This window comes from Bacillus sp. MM09(2025), from assembly GCF_050496725.1.
GTDB lineage: Bacteria > Bacillota > Bacilli > Bacillales > Bacillaceae > Bacillus > Bacillus pumilus.
Genome location: NZ_JBNWEN010000003.1, coordinates 222,584 through 239,995 on the forward strand (window position 1 = coordinate 222,584; position 17,412 = coordinate 239,995).

At 40.5% G+C, this 17,412-nt stretch carries 21 protein-coding genes; 12 read left to right on the forward strand and 9 right to left on the reverse strand.

Translation table 11 applies throughout. The features are described from left to right. Nucleotides 1-42: 42 nt before the first annotated feature. Nucleotides 43-1,371 (reverse strand): CoA-disulfide reductase, encoded by a 1,329-nt coding sequence (locus ACQYAC_RS05345; RefSeq protein WP_061408449.1) that lies wholly within the window; start codon nt 1,369-1,371, stop codon nt 43-45. Between the two features lie 187 nt (nt 1,372-1,558). Between ACQYAC_RS05345 and coaA the strand changes: the two genes are divergently transcribed. Beyond that, nucleotides 1,559-2,518 (forward strand): type I pantothenate kinase, encoded by a 960-nt coding sequence (gene coaA, locus ACQYAC_RS05350; RefSeq protein ID WP_058014749.1) that lies wholly within the window; start codon nt 1,559-1,561, stop codon nt 2,516-2,518. 30 nt (nt 2,519-2,548) lie between these two features. Here coaA and ACQYAC_RS05355 read toward each other — a convergent pair whose 3' ends face one another. From ACQYAC_RS05355 to ACQYAC_RS05370, 4 genes are all read right to left on the reverse strand, one after another. Beyond that, nucleotides 2,549-3,784, reverse strand: a complete 1,236-nt coding sequence (locus tag ACQYAC_RS05355) for an MDR family MFS transporter (protein WP_058014750.1) — start codon at nt 3,782-3,784, stop codon at nt 2,549-2,551. A 188-nt stretch (nt 3,785-3,972) separates the two neighbouring features. Then, nucleotides 3,973-4,317, reverse strand: coding sequence for a YolD-like family protein (locus tag ACQYAC_RS05360; protein ID WP_058014751.1), 345 nt, complete (start codon nt 4,315-4,317; stop codon nt 3,973-3,975). 15 nt (nt 4,318-4,332) lie between these two features. After that, the gene (locus ACQYAC_RS05365) at nt 4,333-5,565 is read right to left on the reverse strand and encodes a DNA polymerase IV (RefSeq protein WP_429942869.1); all 1,233 of its coding nucleotides are present in this window, start codon (nt 5,563-5,565) and stop codon (nt 4,333-4,335) included. Between the two features lie 150 nt (nt 5,566-5,715). Beyond that, the gene (locus tag ACQYAC_RS05370) at nt 5,716-6,165 is read right to left on the reverse strand and encodes a YfmQ family protein (RefSeq protein WP_061408447.1); all 450 of its coding nucleotides are present in this window, start codon (nt 6,163-6,165) and stop codon (nt 5,716-5,718) included. Nucleotides 6,166-6,443: 278 nt separating this feature from the next. On the opposite strand from ACQYAC_RS05370, the gene ACQYAC_RS05375 reads away from it, so the two are divergent. After that, nucleotides 6,444-6,923: a GNAT family N-acetyltransferase gene (locus ACQYAC_RS05375; RefSeq protein WP_034661184.1), complete on the forward strand. Its 480-nt coding sequence runs from the start codon at nt 6,444-6,446 to the stop codon at nt 6,921-6,923. Beyond that, entirely contained in the window at nt 6,920-7,891 is a 972-nt protein-coding gene (locus ACQYAC_RS05380) for a GNAT family N-acetyltransferase (RefSeq protein ID WP_429942870.1), read from the forward strand. The genes ACQYAC_RS05375 and ACQYAC_RS05380 overlap by 4 nt, the downstream gene beginning before the upstream one ends. A gap of 21 nt (nt 7,892-7,912) precedes the next feature. On the opposite strand, the gene ACQYAC_RS05385 is transcribed toward ACQYAC_RS05380, so the two are convergent. Beyond that, a complete protein-coding gene (locus ACQYAC_RS05385) occupies nt 7,913-8,575 on the reverse strand; it encodes an expansin EXLX1 family cellulose-binding protein (protein ID WP_257474653.1) in 663 nt (220 codons plus the stop codon). Nucleotides 8,576-8,840: 265 nt separating this feature from the next. Between ACQYAC_RS05385 and ACQYAC_RS05390 the strand changes: the two genes are divergently transcribed. The 3 genes from ACQYAC_RS05390 (at nt 8,841) to ACQYAC_RS05400 (ending at nt 10,987) form a co-directional block, all read left to right on the forward strand. Continuing rightward, on the forward strand, nt 8,841-9,167 hold the full coding sequence (locus ACQYAC_RS05390) for an iron-sulfur cluster biosynthesis family protein (RefSeq protein ID WP_429942871.1): 327 nt from the start codon (nt 8,841-8,843) through the stop codon (nt 9,165-9,167). A gap of 12 nt (nt 9,168-9,179) precedes the next feature. Beyond that, complete coding sequence (locus tag ACQYAC_RS05395; protein WP_339163004.1) at nt 9,180-9,419, forward strand: YqkC family protein; 240 nt, start codon at nt 9,180-9,182, stop codon at nt 9,417-9,419. Between the two features lie 305 nt (nt 9,420-9,724). Then, nucleotides 9,725-10,987, forward strand: a complete 1,263-nt coding sequence (locus ACQYAC_RS05400) for a Rap family tetratricopeptide repeat protein (RefSeq protein ID WP_058014757.1) — start codon at nt 9,725-9,727, stop codon at nt 10,985-10,987. Nucleotides 10,988-11,013: 26 nt separating this feature from the next. Here ACQYAC_RS05400 and ACQYAC_RS05405 read toward each other — a convergent pair whose 3' ends face one another. Continuing rightward, the gene (locus ACQYAC_RS05405) at nt 11,014-11,946 is read right to left on the reverse strand and encodes an alpha/beta hydrolase (protein WP_429942872.1); all 933 of its coding nucleotides are present in this window, start codon (nt 11,944-11,946) and stop codon (nt 11,014-11,016) included. A 125-nt stretch (nt 11,947-12,071) separates the two neighbouring features. Here ACQYAC_RS05405 and ACQYAC_RS05410 point away from each other — a divergent pair, with 125 nt between their 5' ends. Continuing rightward, nucleotides 12,072-12,293: a YqkE family protein gene (locus ACQYAC_RS05410; RefSeq protein WP_306010835.1), complete on the forward strand. Its 222-nt coding sequence runs from the start codon at nt 12,072-12,074 to the stop codon at nt 12,291-12,293. A 183-nt stretch (nt 12,294-12,476) separates the two neighbouring features. Beyond that, nucleotides 12,477-13,037 (forward strand): NAD(P)H-dependent oxidoreductase, encoded by a 561-nt coding sequence (locus ACQYAC_RS05415; protein ID WP_429942873.1) that lies wholly within the window; start codon nt 12,477-12,479, stop codon nt 13,035-13,037. Between the two features lie 95 nt (nt 13,038-13,132). Here ACQYAC_RS05415 and ACQYAC_RS05420 read toward each other — a convergent pair whose 3' ends face one another. Both ACQYAC_RS05420 and ACQYAC_RS05425 read right to left on the reverse strand, forming a co-directional pair. Beyond that, nucleotides 13,133-13,501 carry a winged helix-turn-helix transcriptional regulator gene (locus ACQYAC_RS05420; protein WP_169057048.1) on the reverse strand — a complete coding sequence of 123 codons (369 nt, stop codon included), beginning with the start codon at nt 13,499-13,501 and terminating at the stop codon, nt 13,133-13,135. A gap of 338 nt (nt 13,502-13,839) precedes the next feature. Further along, the gene (locus ACQYAC_RS05425) at nt 13,840-14,763 is read right to left on the reverse strand and encodes an aldo/keto reductase (protein ID WP_429942874.1); all 924 of its coding nucleotides are present in this window, start codon (nt 14,761-14,763) and stop codon (nt 13,840-13,842) included. A gap of 167 nt (nt 14,764-14,930) precedes the next feature. Between ACQYAC_RS05425 and ACQYAC_RS05430 the strand changes: the two genes are divergently transcribed. From ACQYAC_RS05430 to ACQYAC_RS05445, 4 genes are all read left to right on the forward strand, one after another. Next, nucleotides 14,931-15,488, forward strand: coding sequence for an NUDIX hydrolase (locus tag ACQYAC_RS05430; protein WP_058014762.1), 558 nt, complete (start codon nt 14,931-14,933; stop codon nt 15,486-15,488). Further along, nucleotides 15,485-16,666, forward strand: coding sequence for a TIGR00375 family protein (locus ACQYAC_RS05435; RefSeq protein WP_180310562.1), 1,182 nt, complete (start codon nt 15,485-15,487; stop codon nt 16,664-16,666). Before ACQYAC_RS05430 ends, ACQYAC_RS05435 begins: the two co-directional genes overlap by 4 nt. Continuing rightward, nucleotides 16,653-17,105: a GNAT family N-acetyltransferase gene (locus ACQYAC_RS05440; protein WP_429942875.1), complete on the forward strand. Its 453-nt coding sequence runs from the start codon at nt 16,653-16,655 to the stop codon at nt 17,103-17,105. The genes ACQYAC_RS05435 and ACQYAC_RS05440 overlap by 14 nt, the downstream gene beginning before the upstream one ends. A gap of 68 nt (nt 17,106-17,173) precedes the next feature. Further along, nucleotides 17,174-17,395, forward strand: coding sequence for a hypothetical protein (locus ACQYAC_RS05445; protein WP_429942876.1), 222 nt, complete (start codon nt 17,174-17,176; stop codon nt 17,393-17,395). Nucleotides 17,396-17,412: the final 17 nt, after the last annotated feature.

Genomic DNA, 17,412 nt, shown 5'->3' on the forward strand with positions numbered 1-17,412 from the left:
GTTTCTTTTTTTTGAAGTAAGCCCGCCATTGTGACCGTCTTTTTATCTCCGCCTTGCTGCTTGCTGAAGCGGGTCCCACACACTGTTAAAAGGCGGTGCATAGCTAATATCTAAATCTTCAAGATCTGTTATGGTTAGCTGTTGGTAAAGAGCAGTTGCCATCACATCGATCCGTTTATCTACACCGTTTCTTCCGATGATTTGGGCACCGAGCAAGGTGTAGTCATCACTTCTGTAAAGCAGTTTGATTTTCATTTTTTGCGCATCTGGATAATATCCAGCGTGATCTGTACTGTCAATGGTGATGGTGGAAAAAGGAATATCAGCTGCTTGTGCTTCCTTTTCAGATAAACCCGTTCGTCCTGCTGTCATGCTCATAAATTTCATGACGGCAGTTCCAGTCACGCCTTGAAACGCCCGGTTTGTTCCCGTCATATGAAAACCAGCGATTCTTCCTTGTTTATTCGCCGTTGTGCCGAGCGGAATATAATCGAGTGATTGTTTGATGCGGTGATAAGTGGCTGCGCAATCCCCGGCAGCATAGATGTCTTTTACATTGGTTTGCATGTATTCGTTTACAATAATGGCACCATTTGAAAGTCGTTTGATTCCTGTTTTGTCTAAAAAAGAGGTTTGCGGGGTGACGCCGATGGCCATGATGACCATATCTGTTCTTATGGTTTGTTTGTCTGTTTGAACAGCTGTGACACGTGACTCGCCCTCTAATGTCTGCACGGTTTCCCCGAGAGTCACGTGAATGCCTTGGGCATCCGCCTCTTCTTTCAGGTGCTTTGCCATATCGGGGTCAAAGCCCGGACCAAGTGTTGAACCCCGCTGAATGATATGTACATTTTTCCCCAGTGCTTTTAAATTTTCAGCCAGCTCTAAGCCGATATATCCACCGCCGATAATGGTGACATGTGTGATATTTTGTTTTAAGTGGTCTAAAATGGACAGCGCATGCGGAATGGTTTTTAATACGTGTACGCCTTCTAGCGGCTGATTATTTAAATTCAGTGTGACGGGGCTTGCTCCTGTCGCAATTAAGAGGCGGTCATAGCTTTCGGTAAAGGATTCTTTTGTTTTCGTATGAGCCCCTGACACCATTTTTTGCTTTGGGTCAATGGAGGTCACTTCGTGTAAGCATCTAGCATCAATTCCGTATTTGTCGCGAAATGTTTCAGCACTGCGTGCAATCAGCTTGCTGTGGTGATCAATGAGACCGCCGATCAAGTAGGGGAGGCCGCACTGTCCATATGAGAAAATCTCTCCTTTTTCAAAAGCGACAATATGTGCATCCGGGTCCTCTCGATATATTTGCATAGCACAGCTCATTCCTGCTGCATCTCCGCCAATGATCACATATTTCATTTGGTGTGCTCCCTTCTATCTATCGAACTGAATACTCTTATTTACCCTCATTTTCCTTTTTTTAATGCTTTTTTTCGCAAAAGAAGCAAACTTTAGTTGAAAAATAAAGACAGCGCCTTCATTTTAAGCTACAATCGGATTATCGTCTTTTTGGTTACGAGTTTAGTGAAGATTGGTGGGAAAGACTTTGAGTGACACACGACTAGATTTTAATACTTTATATACACGTCATACAAGAGAGGCTTGGTCTGCTCTTGGAGAATATATGCCGGTATCTGTTTCAGAAGAGGAAGCAAGAGCACTTCAAGGATTAAATGACTATTTATCGCTTGAAGAAGTTCAAGATATTTACATACCACTTATTCGTTTTTTGACATTGCATGTTTTTGCAGAAAAACAAAAAAATCAGCATGTGAATGCCTTTTTAAACTACCCGCATCATGCGAAAATTCCTTTTCTAATTGGGATTGCTGGAAGTGTGGCTGTCGGGAAAAGCACAACGGCCCGTATCATCGAAACACTTTTATCGAGGCTTGGAGATGGACTGAAAGTGAGTCTTGTGACAACAGATGGCTTTTTGTATCCTCAAAAAGAATTAAAGGATCGAGGACTCATGGAAAAGAAAGGCTTCCCGGAAAGCTATGATGTCAAAGCCTTGTTGTCTTTTTTAAACGAATTAAAATCAGGGAAACAAACCGTGCATGCCCCGGTATATTCGCATCTGACTTATGACCGGCTTGAAGGTGTGTATGAAACGGTGGAAGATGCCGATATTGTCATCATTGAAGGAATCAATGTGCTGCAATCCCCAGCGCTGGATGATCTGAAGGATGAACCGCGTGTGTTTGTATCAGATTTCTTTGATTTTTCGATTTATGTAGATGCTGCTGAAGCGCAAATTCAATCATGGTATAAAGAACGGTTCCGTTTGCTGAGGGAAACAGCTTTCCAAGACCCTGAATCCTTCTTTCATCAATACAAAGATTTGACGGATGAAGAGGCAGATCACATGGCAAGCACAATTTGGAATACTGTCAATCGCCCTAATTTATATCAAAATATTTTACCGACAAAATATCGAGCTGATCTCATTTTAAAAAAAGGCGATCAGCATAAGGTGGAAGAGATCGCCATCCGCCGAGTATAAAGAAAAACCGCTCAAACGAGAGCGGTTTTTTTAGTGACCTCCACTTACTTTTACAGCGACGGCAGCCGCCGTTCGTTTTTTTAGGCGGTAGTATCCGATGAGTAAGAACGGAACGCCTGCAGCAGTGACAATCGCCAAGACTGAAAAAATGGAAAGGGGATGGGATGCACCAAATAAATCAATACACAATCCTCCGACAAACGGTCCGACGACGCTGCCTAGCTGAGAAAACCCCATTGCGCCGAAGTATGATCCTTTCATTTCAGGTTTTGCAATATTGTCCACAAACAGATCCATCATTGCAAAGAGCAGTACTTCACCAATCGTAAACACGACAATGATAAAAGCAAGCGCACCGAGACTTTGTGAAAAAGCAATGGCAAACAAACTGCCTGCTAGAAGCAAGTTCCCAGTCGTTAACGACAAAATCGTTGAATAGCGCTTGGCGATCATAATCAGCGGGTACTGAATGACAATGACAACAACAGCGTTTAAGGATAAAAGGTAACCAAATAGCTTAGGGCCATCCTCAATCATAGGCGATGCCGATAAATATTGAGGCAGTGTTGAACTGAGATGCGAATAGCCAAACGAACATAAAGTAACGCCAATGAGGATGATGCTAAAGACCGTATCTTTCTGAATAATGGAAAGAGCTTTTTTGACACCGATTTGTTTGGTGCTTTCTGGAGCAGCCACTGGATGCTTTTGAAATTGCCATGCCAGCGTTAATCCGTATAACAAGTAAATGAGGGCAGCGACGAGAAATGGAAAAGTCGTTTTTGATGACCCAAGATATAAGCCAAGCAGCGGGCCGAAAATGACACCAATGTTAATGGCTGTATACCGTAAATTAAACACAAACAACCGAATACTTGATGGGGTGACATCAGATAAGAGTGCCTTAGATGTTGGTTCAAACAGTGCCCGGCACAGTCCGTTTAAAGCGTTCATGATAAAGAAGACCCAAATGGCATCTGCAAATGCAAAGCCAACAAAGACAAGTGTCCAACCGAAGATTGATAGAAGCATGACCTTTTTTCTTCCGATACGATCAGAAATATATCCACCGTAAAAACTCGCAACGATCCCAATCAGAGAGCTAACGGCAATGATTAATCCAGCAGAAGAAGCTGAGGCGCCTTTGACTTGTGTTAAATAAACGGCCAAAAAAGGAATGCTCATGGACGTCGCCATTCGGCCAAATATGGTGCCGATGATGATCGTCCAACTAAGCGGATGTAGCGTACGTAAGTTATTTTTCATGCTGTTTCTCCCCTGAGTTTGTAAGATGTTCCAATCATACATGAAAAATTGTGCAAATTAAATACACAATTTGATGGAGGGGACATCCGCCATATGGCAGAGAAGCTTGATTAGTTCGTATTTGAAGACGCGTGCTTTTTTATTCCGGTGCTTTTATGACACTGATTCGTGCGGTCATTTGACCCCATTTAATCAAGGTCGATCGCGACGATTTGCTGCAAGGACAGGTTGAGAACATCTTCATCATTGATGATTTTTATGCGCTGCGTTTCATAATGAATGGCTTTTACCCAGCCCCAAAACTGCTCTTTCCTACCTTCTACGGCGTATGTCACGCAAATCGCTTGATCCTCGGTAATCGACTGTGTGATCAAAAAATTCATTTCCTCCAGTTGATCGGTGCTCAGCGGGAGAGGGATGTATTCTTTTTTCTTCCGTTTTTGAGCAAGCAGCTGCTCCCGGTGCTCTGGAAGCATCATTCGGCTTGATTCCCACATGAGGTTGTATCCAGGTGTTAATTTATTGGGATTCATGGCTGTTCGCCTCCGTTATTTGTAATGTCCGCCAATTTTTTCGGCGCGGTGATACGCCTGCCCTGCGCTTGTCAGTGACGAAGCGTGCAGCAGGGCAGCAGGCCCATACTTTATGTGGATTGCATCAAATACTTTGCTGAGTTTGTCTTTTTGAACATGATGATCAAATAAATTTAGCTGATACTGACTGTCAGACTGCAGCTGTGAGAGAGTAATACCGACACTTCGAATGGGCTGACCATCCCAGTGCTGCTGGCATAACTGAATGGCTGCGTCTGCAATATCTCTCCCGTACTGTGTAGGCGAATGAAGCTTAGTTTGTCTATGAAATCCGGTCGGGTGAGAAAAATCAGCGCCTCTCACGCCAACAGACACCGTTTGACCAAGATAATGCTTAAAGCGTGCACGTCTTGCCACTTCTTCGCTCAATTCAAGAAGAGCGACTTTGATATCCTCAAAAGACGCATAATCATGTGGGAGAGTCATATGATGTCCCACCGCTTTTTGTTCATTATGTGTGTGAATGGTAACCGGAGAGGGATCATGCCCTAATGCTGTTCGCTGCAAAAGCTCTCCGTTGATTCCCCAGCGTTTTTTAAGCCGGTCTAACGGATAAGCAGCAAGCGTCCCAATGGTACTGATGCCCATTCGTTTTAAATGGTGCTCCATTCGTTTACCAACGCCAAATAATTTTCCAATCGGAAGCGGCCATAAATCAGCCGCAACACTGTCTTCGCGAAGTTCATAAATGCCAGATGTGTTTTTTTTAGCAAAATGGTCACAGGCCATTTTGGCGAGCACTTTATTAGGACCGATGCCAACACGTGCGTAAATACCCGTCTGGTTCATAATGGTTGTTTGTATATTTTGAGCGATCTCACGGGGAGAACCGAGTAGTGTCAGACTACCTGTAATATCGAGAAATTGTTCATCAATTGAATACGGTTCGACAAGATCTGTGTATTGTTCAAGCAGCTCTGTGATCATGACAGAGATATCAAGATAGCGCTGCATACGGGGGCGTACGACGACAGCTTCGGGGCATTTCTCCTGTGCTTCCCATAATCTTGATGCATTTTGTACGCCCCGTTTTTTAGCAAGCGGGCAGGCAGCAAGTACGACCCCGCTCCGCCGCTCAGGATCTCCAGAGACGATGAGCGGTACATCCTTCAAGTGGGGAGCCTCCACTTTTTCGACTGACGCATAAAACGATTGCATATCCACAAGCAGAATGGCTCGTTCATTCATTATTTTCACCTCTTAGAACGTATGTTCTGTATTTATTGTAACCGTCAAGAGGCGAAATTGATACTGGTAAATCATTCAAAGAAAAGAGTGTAAAACCATATAAAAAAGACGAAGTGTCTTCCACTTCGTCTCATTTGATCAAACATATTTTTAAGCATGTGCTAAATTGTAAGATGTTTGGAGCGGCTCAGAACGCAAACGATAGGCCGTCAGTTTTTTCTTAGGCTTATGAGTAAATTGCCGCACCACATCCACGTGGTCATCGTAATGATACAGATAAAGGGTCACATCATGCTTGCCAAGCTTTGTTTGCATAGTAAGCGGCGCAGGCCCTTCCTGCGGACGAAGAAAGCGTTCTTCATCACCAGGATAAATATAATAGCGTTCAATAAAGATCGCATCATTAAAATGTTGAATAATTTCAGATGCTTGCTGATCATCGAGCGGACGATCTTCAAACATGATCGTTGTTTGATCACTTGTTACTTTTGCATGCACTGCATAACGGCTAAAAAGGCGTTCCACAACACCAGAAGGCAGCGAAGTGACAAGAAGCTTTAAAAGACTAAACACAACAAGTGAAGTAACAATCCAAACCAATATCATCATCTCCAATAAACATTTGTTACATTTCCTATATGAACCATCTTAACATACCAAAAGAATGAAACTTTCGCACAAAAAGTGAACTTTTTGAAATAAGTGTGAAGATTTAAAAGGAGATGACCGCGAAAGAACGAAGAATCAACAAAGCTGAAAGGAAAAAGGCTGACACGTGATCTTTACAAACAATAAATCGGACAGGTACACTATTGAAACAACAGTTTTTTGTGAAAAAAGAGAGCGGTAAGTTAAAAATGAAAAGGGGCGAGGTCATCATGATACGTCAAGTGAAGCCGTCAGATTTTTACGCCGTCACATCCGTCATTCAAAGCTGGTGGGGAGGTAGAGATTTGCGCGCAAAATTGCCGAAGCTATTTTTTGAACATTTTCAGCAAACAAGTTTTGTCGTCGTTGAAAAAGGTGAACTGATAGGCTTTTTAGTCGGTTTTTTATCGCAATCTCATTCAGATGAAGCCTACATTCATTTTGTAGGTGTACATCCAGACCATCGGAAATTAAAGATAGGAAAAATCCTATATCAAGCCTTTTATGATGTGGCAAAACAGGAAGGAAGAACAACCATTAAAGCGGTAACAGCCCCTGTAAATAAAGTATCGATTGCCTATCATGCAAAATTGGGCTTTCAAATTGAAAAAGGGGACAAAACTGTAGAAGGAATCTCCGTGTTTTCAGACTATGATGGAATAAATGAAGATCGTGTTTTATTTGTGAAAAAATTAGAGGCAATGCAATGATTGTCAATTTAGATCAAACAATAAGTGATGTAGCAAAGCAGATCTTACATATTCAACTAGCTGCATACCAACAAGAAGCTGAGCAAATTGGCTATGCCGATCTCCCACCATTAAAAGAGACCATTCAAGATGTAATGAAAGCAAAAGAGCAATTTATTGGTTTTGAGCAAAAGGGAATCTTACTAGGTGTTGCCTCTTATGAAGAGCAGAAAGATTATTTGATCATTAGTCGATTGGCTGTACATCCAACAGCGCTAAAGCAGGGTATTGGAACAAGACTTATGTCCACAATTATGGAGAAAAATGTCCCTATAGAACTGACCACAGGGCAAAAAAACACCCCTGCAAAAAAGCTGTATGAAAAGTTAGGGTTTCTTGAAACAGGTGTGATTCATGTTGCAAAAGAGCTCACCTTATCAAAAATGACATGGACACCGAGGCGAAAGGTTGAGGTTGTCGAATTCAAAAAAGAGTGGCATGAAGAATTCCATCAAGAAAAGCAGCAACTCAAGCAAATCATTCAAAAGAGCTGGATAGAAGGACATCATATTGGTAGTACGTCAGTTGAAGGACTTGTTGCCAAACCAATTATTGATATCTTAATAGAAGTAAGTCATATAAAAGAGATCGATAGAAAAAGAGAGAGCTTTGAACATCTTGGATATCAAGCGCTAGGTGAAAATGGCATAAAAGGGAGACGTTTTTTTCAAAAGGGTGGCTTGAATCGTACGCATCATGTCCATGTTTATGAGAGAAATCACCCTGATGTGAAAAGGCATTTATTGTTTCGAGATTACTTAAGGGCCCATCCAGAACGAGCTGTAGCGTATGCGTCTGTCAAGGAACAATTAGCAAAACAGTATCCGGAAGATATACAAAGCTATATGGCAGGAAAGAATGAAATCATAAAAGAAATAGAAAATGAGGCATATCACTGGGATAGAGAAGGAAGAGAGGGAGCTCTTTAAATAAGCTACCTCTTTTCCTCGTTAATTAGGAAGCTGAACATTGCCTTTTACAATATAGGCCTGTGAAGCAGCAGTAGATGGAAGAGCGGGTAATTTATCCTTTACAATGACCCCGCGGATATCTGTGATTCGAACAGGAAGAGATTTAGACCCCATATTAAATCCAAGGAAATGGTTGTAGTCTGTCTTTTCCATGTTCACCCATTGTCCATCTTTGTAATATTCCATTTTCATAATCGGATATTTATGATTGCGCACTTGAATCGCAGCCCACCACTCACTGCTGCCTTCTTTTATTCTGTAAGCTACATTTCCGCTAATCGGTGCTTTTATAATTTTCCAACTAATTGGGATTTTTCCATCTGCCATATTACCGATTTTGGCAAAGGCATTAGGAGAAAGATCAAGAGCTCCTTTTGCTCCTTCTGGATATTTATCGGTTACATACACAACGGTTTTTCCTTTTGGACCCTTTACTTCAAGGTAAGCGCCTGCAAGTGCCGCATTTACCCCTTTATAGTTATAGTCATGAGGATTTAAAGCCGTAATTTCCATGTCAGATGGAATAGGATCTAATAATGCAGCGCCCCCTGAGTAACCAGATCCCGTATAAGTCGCATAGCTTTCTCGTACTTCATCAAGGACAGATGACGCTTTCATGTTTGGCACAGCGAAACTCAACATAAATATCAGTGCCCCGATGAAGCAGAGAGATAATCTTTTTTTCACGATCTAAAACCTCCTGTTTATTCTTTTGAAATTGGTAGCGTCATCAGTATAATTCTAAAAAACAAGAAGCGAAAAGAGTCAATAGATAGATATAATCCTAGTGAGAAGAGCGTGTATTTCAAAGAATATGATTTTCGGATTTAGTCGTGTAGTCGTGTGTCATGTTTTATGGTGTTTTATGTGTTACAATGTAAGCATCAATTTAAAAAGGATGTTCTCCATGTATATTCACATCACAGAACTGGCTAAAACATATATAAAAAAACAGCAAATAGAAAACGAAACTAAGGAATTACTGCTTCGCTACGATTCAGAAGGTTGTGGCTGTGCAGTGAGTGGCGTACCAATGCTTTGGTTAACAAGTGAAAGAACAGGTGAATGGGAACAACTTAAAAATAGCCAACATTTAAAACTATATACACACATTGCACAGAAGGTATTTTTTGATGAGGAAATGACCATCGATTTTAATAAAAAAGCCAATACATTGATGCTGAAAAGTCCTCAGCAAATACTCAGTCCAAGAATGGGCATACTTGTAAAGTAAGGTGGAAACGTAGTGGATCAGAAGCTTAGAGTGATACAAAACACGGCACAAAATAAAACATGGGTGTCGTTTTTAAATAACAATCATCCCTATACCCTTTTGCACTGGTCAATAGGTGGAATGGATTCGGTGAAAAAGGATGTTTGGCTTCTTCAGGATGAAGTCACATTTGAAACGGAAGAGTTTCCAACACTCGAATTAGCTGTCAATTGGATCAAAGAGAATATGGAACAGATAACAGATGTATTATAAAAGCCCTTTTTGACAAAAGGGCTTTTTTCGTGTCTTCATCATCTCACCAAGAAGCTGAGAATGTCTAATCTGTAAAATGATCATTTGAAACGAAAAACCCCCATTTTATAACAAGCAATTCGACAAAATGAGAAAAATAGACATGAAAAAATCGTGAATATACATGCCGAAAAATAGGCAATGGAAGCGGTTATTGCGGGATACCGAAAACTTTGCGAAAAATGACATTTCATATTTCTTCCATTCGAGGAAATGTGATAGAATACAACATGTATCGTATATGAGAAGGGAGGTGCTAAAGTGAATTGAAGCTCAAGCTGTCATCGCCTCAGGTTGGAATCAAAATAAACGAATGGTATAGGCAGATTTGCGGATTTCATGTCATGAAAGCAGAGAAGCTGAAGGCCGAGATCGAGCAGGAAATTCTGGAGATGGAGCAAGATCAAAACTTGTTGCTGTTTTACCAGCTGATGGATTTTCGCCATAAGGTGATGCTTGAATATTTTGAACCGGCAAAGAAAGCCTCAAATGATGAAGAAATTAAAAACCTGCTAGAAACGATCGAACATTCGCAAACGAAATTAACGGACATGCTTGAATACTATGTTCATTTTTTCACAGGAATGTTTGAGTTTGAACAGCAAAACTATTTAAGTGCCATTGCCTATTACCGTTCAGCAGAAAAAAAGCTCAATCTCATATCAGATGATATAGAAAGAGCAGAATTTTACTTTAAATTAGCTGAAATATACTACCACATGAAACAAACCCACTTTTCGATGCACTATGCCTTGCAAGCGTTAAATACGTACTCTGCCTACAGAACGTACACGCTGAGAATCATCCACTGTGAATTTGTCATCGGTGCAAACTATGATGATTTGAAATGCTATGAACATGCATTGCCCTACTTTAAAAATGCTCTAAATCGAGCACGCTCAATTGGAAACCCTCGAGTCATAGGTTCGGCCCTTTTCAACTTAGGTAACTGTTATTACCAAATGAACAACCTTGCGGAAGCAAGCCGTTATCTGAAAGACTCTCTTGAAGTGTTTGAAAAGGAGAATTTAACCCATCTTAATCGCTCTCTAGACCCACTATTTATGCTCACCCAAATCCTGTTTAAACAAAAACAAATAGAAGAGTCGTTAACCCTCTATCAAAAAGGTATTATGAAAGCCTGTGAATTAGAAGATGAAATTTACATCTGCAAATTTCAGTTCTTAAAAGCATTATACGTTGATGCAGAAATAACGATCATAGACGATACATTAGACCTGCTTGAGGACAAGCGCTTATACCCAGACATTGAGGAATTGGCACTTGATGCAGCTCATTATTACAATGAGCTTGGGCTGTATGAAGCATCGACACGGTTTTACGAACGGAAGATTCAAGCCATATCAAAAATTCAAAATGGGGGTCATTTATATGAAAACGAGTTTGATAGTTCTTTTATTGGCAGCAACTGCAGGATTATCGGTCATGAGTCAGCAGCAATCGGAAGAGAGTCATATGGAACTGGCGGGCAGACACCATACAACAGTGGTGACTATCGCATAAGTTAGCTCAAAAAGAGGAGACGAACCACTGTTCAATCTCCTCTTTTATCTTCATTTGATGCAAATTGTTGAAGGAATGCTTGAACTTCTTGTTCGTAAGCTTCTTTATTTTCACTAAAAGACATCGCATGCGCCCCGTGCGGCGCTATAAATAGCTGTTTATCACCTTTTTTTCGAGCATATAGCTGCTGACTCTGCTCGCATGGAATATAGTCATCATGAAGACTATGGATAAAAAGCACAGGTTCTCTCACCTGATCGATCACATCAAGCGGTGACACTTGCCGAATGCTGTATCCATCCCGCCATTTTAACACTCGATCACTTAGTGGAAGAATCCATTGCCCTGAAAGACGAAAATCTGTTTTTAATCGATAGAGAAGCTGATCCTCAAAAGAAGCAAAAGGACAGTCAGCTATGTAAAAATTGGCGCTTGCTTCCGACTTTGCAGCATATAACAAAGTCGTGACTGCCCCCATCGATTCTCCATGTATGCCGATCAAGGCATTTTCTCCGAGTCTTTGTCTGAGCCACTTTACGACCTTCGCTAAATCTTCTTTTTCGTAGTATCCATAACTCGTGGTTTTTCCGCCGCTCATTCCATGTCTTCTATGATCATAAAGCATCACATTCCATCCAAGGTTTTGGAATAATTTCATATACTTAACGGAATTGATTAAACTAACCGTAACGCCATGACAAAGTACAATGGTGCGTGTTGTATGTGGATGTGAGTGCGGCACAAAATAGCCATGAAGATCATAACCAAATGCTGAAGGAATACACACTTTCTCTTTGTTAAGCTGTTGAAACGCTTCATGATGATAATGCCCTTCATCTGATTCCCGTTTGATGAGCTCTTCATCTGTTAGTTTTCGAATATACATCATTTTATTGGTGAAAAAAATGCCGATTGCAATGAGCGGACATAATATGAAGGCAAGTATAGCGATCCATTTTTTCATCTAGCTGATTCTTCCTTTCCGAGGTTTTTTCTATGACGATCATACCACATGTTGGGTGAATGGCGTGACTCTTGCTCAGGAAATAAAACGGATGATACACTTAGAGGAAAAAGGAGAGAGGCACAATGAAAAAGAACAATGATCCAGCGAAATTAAAGGACGGCATAAACGAGGATCTCAAACAGCAGCTCCTTCAAATGAAGCAGAATCTGGCCGCCGAGACAGAAAAAAGAGAAGAACAAAAACGACAAGACCTCCTTCGGCAGCAGAAAGAAAAAGAAAAAAACAAAAGCTTCTCCGAGCTGCTAGATGAAAGTCATTTGGACTGGAGAAAATATAAAAGCTAAAAAAGGGAGCACTGATGCTTCTTTTTTTTATGTCATCAGCTTAGTGAGATAGATCATAATCAAGATTTAAAATGATTTAACACTAACCTTTAGGTAAGTACCTGTACTGAAAGTGCATACTTACATCTTTTCTTTATTCAATTTACTATTAAGATATAAATAAGATTTAAGGAGGACACATTGATGAAAACTCTTGTAATTATTGCACATCCGAATATAACAACTTCCGTTATGAATAAACGGTGGTTAGAAGAGCTTAAAAAATATCCAGAAAAATATACTATTCATGAATTGTATAAAGTCTATCCTAATGGAGCTATTGACGTGGAAAAAGAACAAAAAATGGTTGAATCACACGGTCAACTTATTTTTCAATTTCCTATACATTGGTTTAATTGTCCGCCACTACTAAAAAAATGGCTTGACGATGTATTAACTTATGGATGGGCTTATGGCTCAAATGGAGGGGATAAATTAAAGAATCGTAAAATTGCTTTAGGTGTAACGGCAGGAATCAAAAAAGAAGATTATACTATAAACGGGAGATATACATATACCCTTGAACAAATATTAGTTCCATTTAAAACAACATTCCTGTATTGTAGTGCAGATTATCGTTCGCACTTTGCGTGTTATGGTAAAGAAAATACGCCGGGCGGAAATGAAGAAGAAGAAAATGATTTTAGTACAAGTGAAATGGAAAAAAGCACTCAGGATTATTTGAATTTTATTGAAAGCATGTAATAGGTAGATTTATAAAAACTAAAAAAAGAAGTATTTCTCCATATAGGGGGATACTTCTTTTTATTCAATCAAATGAACTAGCTGCTCAGCACGTCCTATGAAGCAGGAGAACGATTCTTTTCCCCCCATTCGCACATCATATTTAGTAACGGAACAAGAGAAAGACCACGTTCAGACAAAGAATATTCAACTTTTGGAGGTATTTGAGGAAATTCTGTCCTTATAATAAGATCTTCTGCCTCCAACTCTTTTAGCATGATGCTTAGTGTTTTGAATGAAATGGAACCTATGCTTCGCTTTAGCTCATTATGACGCATCACTTTATTTTCAGACAGCCAATATATAATGATTATTTTATATTTACCTGCAATTAGGGACAAGGTATATCCAAATCCAGTGTCTTTTAATTCAACACCAGTCGGAACGCAGGTTTTGTTAACACTGTTATTTTCTAGTTCATTCATGATATTCTCCTTTCATACTTATTTTCGTTTTCTATTTATATACCAATTGAAAACACCTTTTGTTCAGCGATTCTTTTATATTTGAAGACGAACGCCTCTGATAAGCAATAATGGGTTCAATTTCTTAGCAATCGCTTGATCAATATTTCACATCAGATGATTTTTAGAAGCTCATTCATCTAATGTGACTATTTCGTCTTTCTTCTTTACCTTATTAAACAAAAAAGCTGGTAAACGGAGTCTATACGCTGAAAAGAAGACAAAGGGCTAAAAAAGGTTATTTTAGCCTTTTGTCAACATTTTCTAATAGATCACATCAGGTGACCTCTTCTTTTATCTCATTTCAACCGGTGCGCCTCGTACACAGATGGTTTTGTATAGTAAGTCAATGCTTTTACTTCTTGGTCATTTAAAGAACGTGCATTGGCCGCTGCCGCATTTTCTTTTAATTGTTCCACCGAGCTTGCGCCAAATACAACGGAACTGACCGCAGAATTCTTAAGCAAATATTGAATGGACAGCTCTGTGAGTGATAGGTCATAAGCGACTTTCTTTAAAGAAGGAATAACCTGCTGTAGCTCGTCAAATGAATATTGAAGATAGCCGTTTTTTTGAATTGATGGACTTGCTTGTGAAAGTGGTTTTTCGGTTAAAAGCCCTTTTGCTAAAGGTCCTCTTGCCACGACACTAATGCCTTGTTCCTCAAGAAGAGAGAACCATTCCTCTGGACGGCGGTCGAGTAAACTATATTGCATCATTACACTGACGATGTTCGATTTTTTGGCGTATTCTTTAATGACGTTCGGACGGATAGAAGAGATGCCATAATAGCGAATAACGCCTTCTTCCACTAATTCTTCAAAAGCCTCAATCGTCTCATCAATAGGATCGTTGATCGTGCCTCCGTGCAATTGGTATAAATCAATATAATCTGTTTGCAGCCGCTTGAGGCTTTGCTTTACGGCTTCTTTTATGTACGCCTTTGAAGGGTCCCAGTTCCAGCCGGATTTACCTTTTTCAAAGCGGTTCCCGCCTTTTGTGGCCAAAATTAAATCTTGCCGCCTGTTTTTAATCGCTTCCCCGACAATTTCCTCATTTGTTCCAAAATCATATAAATCGGCTGTATCCAAATAGTTAATTCCAAGATCAATCGCTTCATCTAGTAAAGAGAACGCTTTTCCTTTTTCTGTTCCTAGGGACATACATCCTAGAGCCGCTTCGCTCACCAAAAGATCCGATGTACCAATTCGTCTTTTTTTCAATTCCATCACACTCCTATTCCTTCACATTAAGTGAAAAAAATCTGGAATTCAAGCTAGGTGACTTCAAGTGGCGCATTGAAGCAAGCATCCGCATTTCGCTTCTCTTAAATCATCTATGTTAAAATGAATGAAGTAAAAAGTGAAAGTAGAACGAGGAGCTGACAAAATTGAAGGACTTTGAAGAAAAAACATTATCGACTAAAGAATTATACAACGGAAAAATCATTGATTTGGTTCTTGAAGATGTAGAATTGCCAAACGGAAAACAAGGCAAACGCGAAATCATCAAACATCCTGGTGCAGTAGCCGTCATTGCTCGGACAGACGAAAATAAAATCATCTTGGTCAAGCAATACCGTAAAGCACTAGAGAGAGCCATCGTTGAAATTCCGGCTGGTAAATTAGAGCCAGGGGAAGAGCCGGCACATACAGCACTGCGAGAATTAGAAGAAGAAACAGGATACACCACTCAGAAGCTTCAAAAGCTGACGGCCTTTTATACATCACCAGGTTTTGCAGATGAAATTGTCCACATGTATCTTGCAGATCAGCTAGTTCCGCTTGAAGAAAAAAGAGAGCTGGACGAAGATGAATTTGTTGAAGTGATGGAAGTTTCATTAGAAGAAGCCTTGCACCTCGTTGAAAAGCAGCATATTTATGATGCAAAAACAGCCTATGCCATTCAGTACTTACAACTGCAAGAGGTACTTAAGTCAACAAAATGAGGGAGTTTTTTGCAGACATCCATATTCATATTGGCAGAACAAGAACAGGCAGAGCTGTTAAAATTACAGGTGCAAGGTCACTGACTATTGACCAAATTCTCATTGAAGCAACGCAAAGTAAAGGGATGGGGATGATTGGTGTGATTGATGCACAATCTCCAGAAGTTCTAGAAGAATTAATAGAAGGTGTAGAGGAAGGCAAGTACACTGAACTAAGTGATGGCGGTCTCTCATTTGGACAGACCGTCCTGCTTTTAGGCAGCGAATTAGAAATTAACGATAACCATTCAAAAGGTCCGATTCACGTGCTTGCATTTATGCCCACACTGCGCAAAATGACTGAGTTCTCCGCATGGCTCGCGCTTCATATGAAAAATGTGCATTTAAGTTCACAGCGCCTCTATGTGGATGGGAAAACACTTCAGCATAAGGTCAAGGAACTAGGAGGCTTATTTATTCCTGCTCATATTTTCACCCCGCATAAAAGCTTATTTGGCAAAGGAGTCAGCACGTCTTTAACGGAAGTATTCGATCCGGACCTCATTGATGCTGTTGAACTAGGACTTAGCTGTGATACGTCAATGGCGTCCCAGTTAAGCGAATTGAACCGTTATCCCTTTTTAACGAATTCAGACGCTCATTCTTTAGGGAAAATCGCGCGAGAATATACAAAAATCCGCATGGACCATGCCTCTTTTGCCGAATTTAAACTAGCCCTTGAAGGGAAAGAGGGGAGAGCCATCACAGGAAATTATGGGCTCGCCCCGCGGCTTGGGAAGTACTATCATACAACCTGCGAGAAGTGCGGAGTAAGACCTTACGCGCTAGATCAAGAAAAGTGCCACGCATGCGGACATACACGGATGACAAAAGGAGTGAGTGAGCGTTTAAAGGAGCTTGCTGACCAAGAAAGTGACAATGGAACAAGACCTCCTTATGTTCACCAGCTTCCGCTTCAATTTATTCCGGGTGTTGGAGCCAAAACGCTGGAGAAGCTAAAAGCCGTGTTTCACACAGAGATGAATATCCTTCATCAAGCTACAGAACAAGAACTAAAAGCTGTCCTGCCAGAAAAAACAGCCAATTACATCATCAAAGCAAGAAAAGGTGAAGTCGAACTGATCGCTGGCGGGGGCGGCGTGTACGGTAAGGTGGATATCAATCATGAATCAAGTTAACTGGACATGTGAAACGTTTGAAGAATTGACAAAAGAGGATCTTTACCTAATCTTAATGGAAAGAGTCAATGTATTTGTTGTTGAACAAACATGCCCTTACCCTGAAATTGATCAACGGGACCAAGAAGCGCTTCATCTGATGGCAAAAGAGGATGGCACGATTGTGGCTTATTGCCGAATTTTCCAAAGTGGAATCATATACGAAGAGGCATCCATTGGCCGCGTTCTTGTGACGCAAGCAGGCCGAAAAAAGGGCTATGGAAAAATGCTGCTCAGCAAGGCTTTGGAAAAGCTGAGTGAATTAGGTGAAACAAGTGTCAAAATTCAGGCGCAGGCCTACTTGAAGTCGTTTTACGAACCCTTTGGATTTAAGGCCGTTTCTGATTGTTATGAGGAAGATGGAATTCCGCATCTTGATATGGTGAAAACAGAAAGATAGGCGTGTATACGTCTATCTTTTTTATGTCACATCGTGTATCATAACGTCAACGAAAGGGGTTTTGCCAAATGGGAAAAAGCCATGCAAAGAAAAAACGAGAACATATTGAAAGGCAGCACAGCCGAAACCCGGAACTGTCGAGAGGAAACATTCCGCACTTTAGTACACATGAAAGAAAGACAAAAACAAAACAAGAAGCCTTGCAACACATGATGAATAAACATAAAAGAAGGAATGCTTATGATCACTATCAAGAGGATCATAAGCATTTTTATTTTGCTTTTTTGTGACAACCAGTTCAAATGGA

What these genes read in the sequence shown, in the direction of transcription:
- ACQYAC_RS05415 (WP_429942873.1), top strand. Translation starts at nt 12,477, where the DNA reads ATGAAAACTCTTGTAATTATTGCACATCCGAATATAACAACTTCCGTT.
- ACQYAC_RS05410 (WP_306010835.1), top strand. Translation starts at nt 12,072, where the DNA reads ATGAAAAAGAACAATGATCCAGCGAAATTAAAGGACGGCATAAACGAG.
- ACQYAC_RS05420 (WP_169057048.1), bottom strand. Translation starts at nt 13,501, where the DNA reads ATGAATGAACTAGAAAATAACAGTGTTAACAAAACCTGCGTTCCGACT.
- ACQYAC_RS05375 (WP_034661184.1), top strand. Translation starts at nt 6,444, where the DNA reads ATGATACGTCAAGTGAAGCCGTCAGATTTTTACGCCGTCACATCCGTC.
- ACQYAC_RS05390 (WP_429942871.1), top strand. Translation starts at nt 8,841, where the DNA reads ATGTATATTCACATCACAGAACTGGCTAAAACATATATAAAAAAACAG.
- ACQYAC_RS05435 (WP_180310562.1), top strand. Translation starts at nt 15,485, where the DNA reads ATGAGGGAGTTTTTTGCAGACATCCATATTCATATTGGCAGAACAAGA.
- ACQYAC_RS05405 (WP_429942872.1), bottom strand. Translation starts at nt 11,946, where the DNA reads ATGAAAAAATGGATCGCTATACTTGCCTTCATATTATGTCCGCTCATT.
- ACQYAC_RS05360 (WP_058014751.1), bottom strand. Translation starts at nt 4,317, where the DNA reads ATGAATCCCAATAAATTAACACCTGGATACAACCTCATGTGGGAATCA.
- ACQYAC_RS05385 (WP_257474653.1), bottom strand. Translation starts at nt 8,575, where the DNA reads ATGTTGAGTTTCGCTGTGCCAAACATGAAAGCGTCATCTGTCCTTGAT.
- ACQYAC_RS05445 (WP_429942876.1), top strand. Translation starts at nt 17,174, where the DNA reads ATGGGAAAAAGCCATGCAAAGAAAAAACGAGAACATATTGAAAGGCAG.
- ACQYAC_RS05365 (WP_429942869.1), bottom strand. Translation starts at nt 5,565, where the DNA reads ATGAATGAACGAGCCATTCTGCTTGTGGATATGCAATCGTTTTATGCG.
- ACQYAC_RS05355 (WP_058014750.1), bottom strand. Translation starts at nt 3,784, where the DNA reads ATGAAAAATAACTTACGTACGCTACATCCGCTTAGTTGGACGATCATC.
- ACQYAC_RS05380 (WP_429942870.1), top strand. Translation starts at nt 6,920, where the DNA reads ATGATTGTCAATTTAGATCAAACAATAAGTGATGTAGCAAAGCAGATC.
- ACQYAC_RS05345 (WP_061408449.1), bottom strand. Translation starts at nt 1,371, where the DNA reads ATGAAATATGTGATCATTGGCGGAGATGCAGCAGGAATGAGCTGTGCT.
- ACQYAC_RS05440 (WP_429942875.1), top strand. Translation starts at nt 16,653, where the DNA reads ATGAATCAAGTTAACTGGACATGTGAAACGTTTGAAGAATTGACAAAA.